Annotated in this window: 12 protein-coding genes; 7 read left to right on the top strand and 5 right to left on the bottom strand. The window is 38.0% G+C overall.

The features are described from left to right. Positions 1-512: 512 nt before the first annotated feature. From ACEW8U_RS09615 to ACEW8U_RS09605, 3 genes are all read right to left on the bottom strand, one after another. The gene (locus ACEW8U_RS09615; RefSeq protein WP_373521826.1) at positions 513-878 is read right to left on the bottom strand and encodes a DUF2200 domain-containing protein; all 366 of its coding nucleotides are present in this window, start codon (positions 876-878) and stop codon (positions 513-515) included. A gap of 184 nt (positions 879-1,062) precedes the next feature. Further along, positions 1,063-1,803, bottom strand: a complete 741-nt coding sequence (locus ACEW8U_RS09610) for an ankyrin repeat domain-containing protein (protein WP_373521825.1) — start codon at positions 1,801-1,803, stop codon at positions 1,063-1,065. 51 nt (positions 1,804-1,854) lie between these two features. After that, positions 1,855-2,406, bottom strand: coding sequence for a DUF4256 domain-containing protein (locus ACEW8U_RS09605; protein ID WP_373521824.1), 552 nt, complete (start codon positions 2,404-2,406; stop codon positions 1,855-1,857). 180 nt (positions 2,407-2,586) lie between these two features. Between ACEW8U_RS09605 and ACEW8U_RS09600 the strand changes: the two genes are divergently transcribed. From ACEW8U_RS09600 to ACEW8U_RS09585, 4 genes are all read left to right on the top strand, one after another. Next, the gene (locus ACEW8U_RS09600; protein ID WP_373521823.1) at positions 2,587-4,440 is read left to right on the top strand and encodes a ChbG/HpnK family deacetylase; all 1,854 of its coding nucleotides are present in this window, start codon (positions 2,587-2,589) and stop codon (positions 4,438-4,440) included. A gap of 248 nt (positions 4,441-4,688) precedes the next feature. Further along, positions 4,689-5,372 carry a response regulator transcription factor gene (locus ACEW8U_RS09595; RefSeq protein ID WP_373521822.1) on the top strand — a complete coding sequence of 228 codons (684 nt, stop codon included), beginning with the start codon at positions 4,689-4,691 and terminating at the stop codon, positions 5,370-5,372. Next, entirely contained in the window at positions 5,369-6,622 is a 1,254-nt protein-coding gene (locus ACEW8U_RS09590) for a sensor histidine kinase (protein WP_373521821.1), read from the top strand. The genes ACEW8U_RS09595 and ACEW8U_RS09590 overlap by 4 nt, the downstream gene beginning before the upstream one ends. A 70-nt stretch (positions 6,623-6,692) precedes the next feature. Continuing rightward, positions 6,693-9,029: a TonB-dependent receptor domain-containing protein gene (locus ACEW8U_RS09585; protein WP_373521820.1), complete on the top strand. Its 2,337-nt coding sequence runs from the start codon at positions 6,693-6,695 to the stop codon at positions 9,027-9,029. An 11-nt stretch (positions 9,030-9,040) separates the two neighbouring features. Here the strand turns inward: ACEW8U_RS09585 and ACEW8U_RS09580 are convergent, their stop codons facing one another. Continuing rightward, on the bottom strand, positions 9,041-9,400 hold the full coding sequence (locus tag ACEW8U_RS09580; protein ID WP_373521819.1) for a bleomycin resistance protein: 360 nt from the start codon (positions 9,398-9,400) through the stop codon (positions 9,041-9,043). A 173-nt stretch (positions 9,401-9,573) separates the two neighbouring features. Here ACEW8U_RS09580 and ACEW8U_RS09575 point away from each other — a divergent pair, with 173 nt between their 5' ends. The 3 genes from ACEW8U_RS09575 to ACEW8U_RS09565 all read left to right on the top strand — a co-directional run bounded on the left by ACEW8U_RS09575 (position 9,574) and on the right by ACEW8U_RS09565 (position 10,609). After that, positions 9,574-9,759 (top strand): hypothetical protein, encoded by a 186-nt coding sequence (locus ACEW8U_RS09575; protein WP_373521818.1) that lies wholly within the window; start codon positions 9,574-9,576, stop codon positions 9,757-9,759. Positions 9,760-9,870: 111 nt separating this feature from the next. After that, positions 9,871-10,263, top strand: coding sequence for a DUF1801 domain-containing protein (locus ACEW8U_RS09570; protein ID WP_373521817.1), 393 nt, complete (start codon positions 9,871-9,873; stop codon positions 10,261-10,263). A gap of 7 nt (positions 10,264-10,270) precedes the next feature. Next, entirely contained in the window at positions 10,271-10,609 is a 339-nt protein-coding gene (locus ACEW8U_RS09565) for an MmcQ/YjbR family DNA-binding protein (RefSeq protein ID WP_373521816.1), read from the top strand. Positions 10,610-10,749: 140 nt separating this feature from the next. Here the strand turns inward: ACEW8U_RS09565 and ACEW8U_RS09560 are convergent. Next, positions 10,750-10,994: hypothetical protein (locus tag ACEW8U_RS09560; RefSeq protein ID WP_373521815.1), on the bottom strand; the 245-nt coding region annotated here is incomplete at its 5' end.

The following is a 10,994-nucleotide window of genomic DNA, read 5'->3' as shown; positions in this document are numbered from 1 at the left end:
AAGAGGGCGCTATCATAATGAGATTTTGTGTTTTGAAAAAATAACTGTTTGGTTTTCAGATTACTTTTATCATTGAGGATAATCATAATAAACATCCTTATTCCAAAAAAATAAAATGGTATCGTTCTAAGCGTTTTCCACAATCTCCTTTAACTTTAACAGAGTTTTGGGATAGGTATTATCGAAGTAATCCGCATGTTCATCTATAACGTCAACCTCCACGTTCACAGTGGTTTGGGTTATTTATAAGCTGGGAGAGAAAGCAAATTTTTGTATCCTTGCTTGCATCTATGAAAATGGGAATATTAACCCCCTTTCTTTTTTTGCAATTCTGCAATCATTTTTTCCGCATTGGCATTTTGGAGATCAATACTGAGGGAATTTTTATAGTTTTCAATGGCAAGGTCAATCTCCCCGATTTTCATACTGGCCTCCGCATAACTTTATTTTGGTAGTCAGGAAGTTATGAAAAAATTATCATCATTCTATTTTGCCGATGTAACAGAATACTCCTAACCTTCTCTCAGAATCTTCTCCATTTTCCTGCCTTTCGCCAGTTCATCGACCAACTTATCCAGGTACCGGACTTTTTTTGTCAATGCGTTGTCAATGTCCTCTATTCGGTAACCACATATCATCCCGGTGATGAGATGTGCATTATGGTTTAATTTAGCTTCTTGAAAAAACGTCTCAAAAGTAGCTTGTTGGTCTATTAGCTTTTGTATTTTGATTCTATCAAAGCCGGTCAGCCATTCTATGACTTGGTGCAATTCTTCTTTTGTCCTACCTTTTTTCTCGACTTTGGTGACGTAATGGGGATATACCGAACCGAAGGTCATGTTTGCCATGCGGTCGTTGTGGGTGTCTGTGGGTTTCATATCTATTATAGTTATTGGTCAATTACTTACATGAATATCCGCCTATCTGCAAGTTGCACCAGTTTTCTGTTCTGATGGCTAGAAGACCGAAGACGGAAGACGGAAGTATGCAGCAAACAATGGTCAGCCTTCGGATCTGGTAGATTTTACCCTTACTTGTATCATTGCGGATAATCATAATTACTTACATTAAATATTTATTAGGAATGTTTGTAGGTGAATAATCGATTCCATAAGCGGCTTTAAGTAATATTGATACCACCTCATAGATTGATTTTTCATGCCTTTGGAACTGTGGAAGTAGTCCCATCATCGCATAACTGATTGGGTTGACTGAAGGAATGAAAGTTTCCCAATCATAGCCCTCCCCCCAAACAAGTCCTTGTACTGTGAAAGATAAATCCGCTGAATTGGAAACAAGAAAATCCATCATTTCAATGCATGCATTGGCATGTTGGTTTACAGTATGAAAAATGGGTGTCTGTCCTCCAAAACCAATCTGATTCATACCTGCCCTGACATTAACATCCATGCCCTGTTTTATTAGAATTTTTGCACATGCGACATGGTTGTATTCTGCACAAATATGAAGTAATGATGCCTGGTATAATGGTGTAAAGGCACAATCAAAAGTATATCTGTTATTGAGGGCTAACTTATTTTCATTCAACAATATTTCCAGAGAATCCGCATCATCCAAAAAAACAGCCAACAATACTTTATCATCAAACTCAAGCCCATAATCTACAAAAACTTTGAAACATTCACGGAATTTAGGTCCCCGACCATATTCGGTAATGAGTTCATTAATAAGTGGTTTATTCTTGAATAATGCATTTGGACTTATTCCATTTTCAAAGCATATTTTTATTCCCTCAACTGAGTGGATTTCAATTTCCCCTATGATCTTTTGTAAATAGTCCATGAACAAATATCAGTTTAGCCTTCCTACTAATACCAGATTTTTCAAATTTACTTAAACCCTCAACATCCCCCTAAATCCCCTAGCGCCGTAATAAGATTCGGCTCCATTGTGATATATGAAGACCCGACCAAAACGCCAATCTCCGAAAATGGCTCCTCCAAGTTTTCTAATCTCAGATGGAGTTTCAACCCAACTTGAAGTTTTAGTATCAAATTTACCCAAACGCTGCAAATCCCTATACTCTTCCTCATTCAAAATCTTTATGCCCATTTCTTCTACCATTCCCATCGCACTGTTTTTGGGCTTATATTCTTTTCTGGATTCCAATGCCTCATGATCATAACAAATACTACGACGACCTTTTGGACTTTCCGTAGAGCAATCTACGAAAATGAACTCCCCTGTTTTCCCATCCTTTCCAATCACATCAGGTTCCCCATCAGTGATTTCCATTTCATTGAGCGACCAGAGTTTTTTTGGCTTTGACAAAAGTCTTGATTCTACCTCATCCCACTCGATTCCTGGATGTCTGTTTAAATTTTTCTGAAATCGGGTTTTTAAAGTTTTGAGTAAGGTTTCGGTCAGTTCGTCTGTCAGTTTCATAGGCCGGTATTTGATTTTATGAAGTGTGGTTAAGATTTAGTAACATTTTTTGATTTACCAATATCATTTCTTTGTTAAAAATACAGATGCAACACGCAGAATAACAAAACATATCTAAAAAAAATAAACCAAACCATATCTGGAAATTTGTTAATTTTCCTTCAGCCAAATACAACAGCGATGAGCAATTTCATAAAATCCTTCTCAATTCTATTTTTAACCCTGATACCCCTTTTTTCTTATGCCCAAGAACTAACAGGTCCAAGATTGATCATAAGGGGTGATGACATGGGTTCTTCCCGTTCGGCCAATTTGGCCAGTATAGAAACATTTACAAATGGCATAGAAACTTCCATCGAATTGATGGTGGTGACGCCATGGTTTCCTGAAGCTGTGCAAATGTTGAGGGAAAATACCGGAATTGATGTAGGCTTACATTTGGTCATCACAAGTGAATGGGACGGTATAAAGTGGCGACCTATTACAAATTGCCCTAGTCTGACTGATTCGGATGGATATTTTTTGCCGATGATGGGTTCAAATAAAAATTATCCCGGTCTTGCTATTACTGAAAATCAATGGAAGCTTGAGGAGGTGGAAAATGAATTCCGGTCGCAGATTGAGTTTGCCTTAAAGCATGTACCCCAAATCAGCCATTTATCAGGTCATATGGGTTCTACAGGTTTTCATCCTGATGTCGCTAAAATGGTTTCCAAATTGTCAGAGGAATATGACCTTCCAGTGATGAGTCGCGAAGTCAATCAGGAATTGGGCATGTCAGGAGTAACTTATGATGGGCCAAAAGCTACTTCTGCTGAGAAGCAAGCTTCTTTTATTCGAATGTTGGAAAAACTTGAAGCAGGAAAATCCTACATGTTTGTCGACCATCCTTCCTATGACAATGTAGAAATGCAGGGTGTTGGCCATATCGGATATGAAGAAGTAGCGGTGGATAGGCAGGGAGTTTCTGATACCTGGACAAGTGAAAAAGTAAAAAAAGCAGTTGCAGACAATGGAATTGAACTGATCAATTTCATCACCCTAACCAAAGAATTGCCCCGAAGTGATCCTGAAATGGAGAAGGTAAATCCACAGGCCATTTCTGAATATATTGAAGCTGTCAAAAGCAATGAACAAGACCTTCACAGCCTGATGATCCTGAGAAACGGTAAAGTTGTCCATGAACAGTGGTTTGGGGAAAATGCCGCAAACAAGACCCATGTTTTGTATTCTGTTAGCAAAACATTTACTTCAACCGCTATCGGCTTTGCAATTCAAGAGGGACTTTTGAAGGTGTCCGATAAAGTCATTTCCTTTTTCCCTGACCAACTTCCAGAAGAAATCAGTCCTAATCTTCAGGCATTGGAAATCCGACATTTGCTGACCATGACCGTGGGCCATGATGTGGATCCTACTAGGGTATTGCGAGACAGTATTGATTTGGATTGGGCGGAAGCATTTTTGGCTTTTCCAATTGAACATAAGCCAGGTAATATATTTGTGTACAACAGCTTAGCTACTTATATGCTTTCGGCAATTCTCACAAAAGTTACAGGGAAACGGGCCTTAGACTATTTACAGCCACGCCTATTCAGACCATTGGGAATCGTGGGCGCCACTTGGGATGAAAGTCCCCAGGGAATCCAAATTGGTGGATGGGGATTAAAAGTAAAAACTGAGGACATGGCAAAACTTGGACTATTTTATCTACAGAAAGGACAATGGAACGGCAAACAGCTTCTTCCTGAGTCCTGGTTTGATGAAGCGACAGTTGCCCAAGTTCCTTCCTTACCTGCAGGAGTAAAAAAAGAAAATCTGAAAGTTAATGCTGAAGATTCCGATTGGACGCAGGGCTATGGTTATCAGCTTTGGAGAAGCCGCCACAACTCCTACCGGGCAGATGGTCTCAACGGGCAGTTTATTTTGATTCTTCCTGAGAAAAATTCAGTAATCGTAACAACAGCCAATATTCCAAATATGCAGGCAGAACTTAATCTTATTTGGAACCTTTTGTTGCCGGCTTTTGAAGATTAGGGAATAACCTGCTATTCGGTATTTGAAATGCCGAATCCAGATAAATGGGATTTGTAATCCCAATTCTTCCTACAAACTAGACGATAGAAATTACAAATTCCGATTTATCTTTTCTCGAAATTGCAAATCCCGAGAAGCGAAAAACCTGGAGAAGCGGGTGTAGTTATTTTCCACTTCAAATTTCCTTCAGATTTTTAAGTGTATATTATACCAAATAGTTTTGCTACGATTACGTGGAGATTCTGCCAATGAAGATATTATTGATCGAGGATAATAGGGAGTTGACCCAAAATATCATTCAGTACCTTTCCCATGAGGGAATTATCTGTGAGGTAGCCGGTAACCTTTTTGACGCACAAGATAAGATCCTATCATATGAATACGATTGCGTCCTATTGGATCTGATGTTACCGGATGGCAATGGGCTGAGTTTTTTGGATATCATTAAAAAATTGAAGGTCAGGCCCAATGTATTGATCATATCTGCCAAAAATTCTTTGGATGATAAAGTCAGAGGATTAGACTTGGGTGCAGACGATTATTTACCCAAACCATTCCATTTGTCTGAGCTCTTGGCCAGATTAAAGGCTATTTATCGAAGGTCAAAACTAAGTGGTTTGGATGAGTTAAGGTTCAATGAAATCGTGATACAAATCCCAAATCTCCAAGCTAATGTTAATGGCAACCTATTGGATCTGACAAAAAAAGAGTTTGACTTGTTGGTTTTCTTGATCACCAACAAAAACAGAGTTTTGGGTAAAAATGCCATTGCCCAACACCTGTGGGGGGATTATACCGATAATCTTCCAAGTTTTGATTTTATCTATCAGCACATTAAAAACCTACGAAAGAAAATTTCTGAGGCTGGTGGAAACGATTACCTCACTACCGTGTATGGCATTGGATATAAATTTGGAGAATCCCAACCATGAAACTTCTAAACTTGCTTACTTCTGTTTATTTGATCATCATCATGTTGGCATTGCTAATCGGAGGTTTTTTCATTTATAGGAAACTGGGGGCAGAAATTGATTTTGAGCTAGGAATGGAGTTGGACAGGCAGATTGAAGCTTATGCAGAAAGGATCCGGCAGGGAATTCCACCTGAGGCCTTGGTCAATGAAAGATTGGAAATTATTGAATTACCTATTTACATTGAAGAGGAAAGCCTAAGCATCCGGGACACAATCGCCTATCACGACCCATTAAACAGGGAAGAAAAACAATTGAAAGCGAGCAAGTCATTCAAAATAGAAAACAGACATTATAGAATTTCCTATTACAACCTTGTAGTTGAAGCAGAGGACATAACAGAAACTGTGGTGTACACCATGTTGGTGGTCTTTTTTATTCAACTTGTATTCTTGGGGTTATTTTTTCGGGGGATTTCCAATTGGATCTTAAGTCCATTTCATTTCACATTACAAAAAATCCAACAATTCAATTTTCAGACAAACAAACCTTTACATTTTGAGCAATGCAACGTGTCAGAATTCAACCATCTCAATGGATTTTTGGAAAGGATGACCCAAAAACTGCTGAAGGATTACAGACAGATCAAGGAATTTTCCGAAAACATTTCCCATGAGATCCAAACCCCTGCTGCTGTGGTCAGCGGAAAATTGGAAAATCTCATGAACTTGGAAATGACAGAGGAACAAGCACATCTGATTTATTCTGCCTTTCAGAACAATGAACGAATACATCGGATTGTTAGGTCCTTAAGTTTACTGGCCAAACTCGAAAATGAGGAATTTGACCCACCATCCGAAATTGATTTATCAGAAATCTTTATCAAAAACATTGAATTACTTTCAGAGTTTATCACTTTGAGTGATTTGAATTTACAAATTGAAATCAAACCCAATGTCATGGTGAAAATGCACCCGTTTATTGCAGAAATCATGATCAATAATCTATTGGGCAATGCCATCAAACACAATTTTAAAGGAGGTTGGATAAAGGTCACTCTTGATTTGAATCAATTGATAATCCAGAATTCAGGTACTGCATTGCAACATGATCCTATCGAATTGATCGATAGGTTTAAAAAAGAAAGTGAAAAACCCGAGTCAGTAGGATTGGGTTTGGCTATTGTAAATCAAATTTGTAAAACATATCAATTCAGTTTTGGTTATGCTACAGATGTAAGTATCCATACTACTACAATTGATTTCAAATAGTCAACTTCAAAATTGAATCAGATTGTAACGGTATTTTTGTGTAGCAATCAATTAAACCGAGTCTAATTCAATGAAAAGAGTAAAATATTTTCTTGTTATCATTTTTCTGATAGTCCTTGGGTCTTCCGATACATTTGGTCAATCTTATTCGGTAAAAGGAACAATTCTGGATTCAGATTCAAATGATCCCTTGGGCTTTGTGCAAGTGGCTATTTTTTCTTTAAAGGACCAAACAAGACCAATCAGTTTTTCAGATTCGGATGAAGATGGACTGTTTTCTCTTGAAGTTCCCAAAGGAAAATATAACGTCAAAGCTTTCTTTTTGGGTTACAAAGATTTTCTTCTTACAGAAATAGAGATCAATGGGCCAACTAATTTGGGAGAAATTAAAATGATTGGGGATAGCCAAAACCTACAGGAAGTTGTGGTCCAGACTTCCAAATTACCCTTCCGTACAAGCATGGAAGGTATTACCATTTCACCGGAAAATAACCTTGCAAATATAGGCGGAACTTTATTGGATATTTTGAGAAACACCCCTTCGATTATTGTTTCTGAGGACGGTTCTATTTCATTAAGGGGAAGCACCGGCACCAATATTTTGATCAATGGCCGTAACTCCTCCCTGACCCAAAATCTGGATCAATTACCTGCCAGTGCGGTAGAAGAAATCAAGATCATTAATAATCCAAATGCCAGGTATGATGCGGAAGCCGAAGGTGGTGTGATTGATATCGTTTTGAAAAAAGGCCAAGATCTGGGAACCCATGGCGGATTAGAAGCTACTTACGGTACTCGGAACAGGACAAACCTTGGTGCAAGAATGAACCATAGAAGTGCAAGACTAAATACTTTTGTCGGTTATAATTTCCGTGATTGGAAAAATGTGGGAAATAGAAGTTCTACTCGGAATCTTTTTGAAAACGATGAAACTCTACAACAAAATACAGAAAGTTCAAGCCGAAACATTGGGCATAACCTGACTTATGGAGCTGATTATTATTTTGGAAATAATGTGTTGAGCTATGAAGGTGTGTATCAATCAAGTTTGGATAGGCAGATCAATACCCTTTTTGCAGAACTGGAAAGGGGCGGCGATGAGGCAGAAGCTTTTGATTATGTAAGGAGAAATCAGGAAAGTGAAACAGATACAGGGCTTGACAATGCGCTGATCTTTGAACACAACTTTAAAGACAAAGGCCATCTATTTAGAGCTACTGCAAGCCATTCCTTTAGAAATCAGTTCAAGACTCAGGAAATCGACATTTTCAATAATACTCTGGATCCACTGCCTGAAAATCGAACAGGTCAGGAGCTGGCTTATATTGATGAAATCAGGAACATCTCGGTATTTCAGGCAGATTATATCAAGCCTTTGGAATTTGGAAAGTTTGAGACAGGTGTGAAATCAATCATCAGAAAATTCGACAATGATTACCAGTATTTTAGATTTAATGAAGCAGAAAATGGTTTTGTGGAAGATGATCAAATCAGCAACAGATTTATATATAAAGATCAGATTTATGCTGGGTATGCTTTGATTTCGGTTAAAAAACCCAAATTTGAATATGGTCTTGGATTAAGGGGAGAGATGACATTAGTGGATACCTATTTAGAAAATACCGGCGAAGGAACTCAACAAAACTATTTCAACCTATTCCCAAGTGTGCAAGGCTTGTACAATTTAACCGAAAAACATTCCCTTAAATTTACATACAGCAGGCGGATTGACAGGCCAACAGCATGGAGGCTGAATCCCTTTCCGGATATTACAGATAGCCTAAATGTCCGAAGGGGAAATCCCGACCTACAACCTGAAATGATCAATTCATTTGAAGTTGGTCACATGGCTAACTTTGAAAAAACAAGTTTGACGACCAACCTGTTTTATAGAAAAGTCAATGGACAACTTGATTTCATCACAATAGTGGAAGATGGAATCTCTTACTCCCAACCTGAAAACCTATTGTCAGCAGAATCTTATGGCTTGGAATTAATTGGAACTGGTGAGGTAACTGAGTGGTATTCCATCAATGGGGGCTTCACATTATTTCGAATAGCTGTAGATGGATCCAACATTAGCGAAGAATTCACCAATTCCGGCTTTGCGTGGAATGTCAAGTTGACACAGGATTTCAAATTGCCCTATGGTTTTAATTTCCAGATTGCTGGGAACTATGAGTCCCCTGAGATAGAGGCACAAGGTCGTGATTTGGCCCAGTATTTTGTAGATGCCACCCTTCAAAAAAGTCTCTTTAAGAATAAAGGTAGTCTTGGATTGAGTGTCCGGGATATATTTGACACGAGGAGATTTGCAGGATTTGCAAGGTCCAATTCATTTTCCCAGGATTTTTATTCCAAACAGGAAACAAGAATAGTCCTTTTGTCAGCAAGGTTTAATTTTTAATAAAAAAGGAATCATACCACTCCTTGCCCAAAAGTCAATAAATTATTGTCGGGATCAAGTAAGGCAAATTCTATTTGTCCCCAAGGTTTAGTAGTCAAATGCCCGTTTGGGTGAATGGCGATATTTTTGCCCAATAGAGATTGGTAAAACTCCTTAATGTTATCAGTTCGGATATATACCTGCCCGTAATTTTCTTTGGGATTTAATTCCTTGAATTCAAAAAAATGGATTTCTATCTCTTCTTTTTTGACCATCAGGTATCCTTCATAATCCTGATTTCCTAACTCCTCAAAGCCCAATCGGTTGAGGTAAAAGTCACGTGTCTTTGCTTTATCACGCATGGGCAACTTTGGATGGATAGCTTTAAGCATATTGGATGGGTTTTTAATTGGTTGAAAATCAAACCTAATTTCTTAAATTTTTCTGTTATATTAATATGCTAAGGGAAATTTAACCCGCCACTATGACAGAAAAATGCAATTGGAATCGTTTTTGAGTTCGGGATAAGGAATTAAAGAATATAATCTACAAATCAATCTACAATATGGCTGCTCCTATCAAGTTGTTGAAATCAATATGGAAGCCCACCAAAAACCTGGCTTGGGCATTAATCGTGGCGTTTATGCTTGGTATCCATAATTTTTATACAGGAGAGACCAAATCCAAAGACGATATTGTATTTACAATTGAGAAGGATGTCATTGAGGAGGATACTGCCCCGAAGGATTGATGATTTAACCTGTATTTTAGATTAGAAGGGCTTCACGGAATGGGCAAATTTTCCCTTTCTGTCTTAAATAAAGCATTAACTGGCGAGGGACTGGCGTTTAAAAATTAAAATATGAAACAGGAAATCAAAGCCTTTAACGAATCACAAATCGATACTGAAAGGGAGGTTTGTGAGTTGCTGGCAAAAGAAATTGACAAGGGATTACCTGAAGCTGAAAGCAAAATCTGGCACCGACATCCGGTTTGGTTTTTGGATGGCAATCCTACAGTAGGTTACAGTAAGCTGAAAGCAGGTATTCGGCTGATGTTTTGGAGCGGAATGGATTTTGGGGAAGATAAACTCCAACCCGGAACAGGAAAATTCAAAGATTCCTCAATCACCTATACTACAGTGGATCAAGTTGATCTTGAAGAATTGAAAAGATGGCTGGAAAAGTCAAAGGAAATCCAGTGGGATTACAAAAACCTGATCAAAAGAAAAGGAAAGTTGGAAAAGCTCAAATGAAAACCAAATGAAGCAATTCGATTTCGTAAGATCTTTTGCGCTTTCCCTCCCAGAGGTAACAGAGGAGCCACACTTTGAAAAAACTTCCTTCCGGGTCAAAAAAAAGATATTCGTAACCTTTGATGCTGCCAATAATAAAGCATGCTTCAAATTTTCCAGATCTGACCAAGACATATTTTCCATGATTGATAGATCAGTGATTTATCCTGTGCCCAATAAATGGGGCAAACAGGGATGGACATTGATGGAGTTGGATAGATTGGAAGATGAAGTATTGAAAGATGCTCTGATTGCTGCTTATTGTGAGGTAGCTCCAAAGAAACTTGCTGAATTGGTCAATAGATGAAAACTACACTTCTTACCATTTTCCCCATAATATATTTCAACAAGTTGGATTTTTTCTTGAGATTGCTAATCTCGAGGAGCCGAGAAGCGGATTAATAAAGAGCCTGAAAAAAAACTCTGGGGAATTATTAATTCTAAATATTATCTGACGTGGTTCGATGGCAAATGCTTTACAATAAATACTCTTGTAAAGAAAAGTGGAATCAAAAATGTCAAAAGTGCAGGGATATTAATTAAATAAATATTGAAATAAGCAGCATAATAACAGGAAATACCTGAGTCGATGATAAACCAAACAATGATCCCATAAAACAAGGCATTCCAAGCCCATATTTTTTTCTCTTTTAGTGCAAACCGGATGATAAAAATAGCCATTACATTAAACC

This window comes from Aquiflexum sp., from assembly GCF_041751335.1.
Taxonomy (GTDB): Bacteria; Bacteroidota; Bacteroidia; order Cytophagales; family Cyclobacteriaceae; genus Aquiflexum.
Note: the sequence above shows the minus strand (reverse complement) of the source record. Positions and strands in the feature narration are given on the sequence as shown.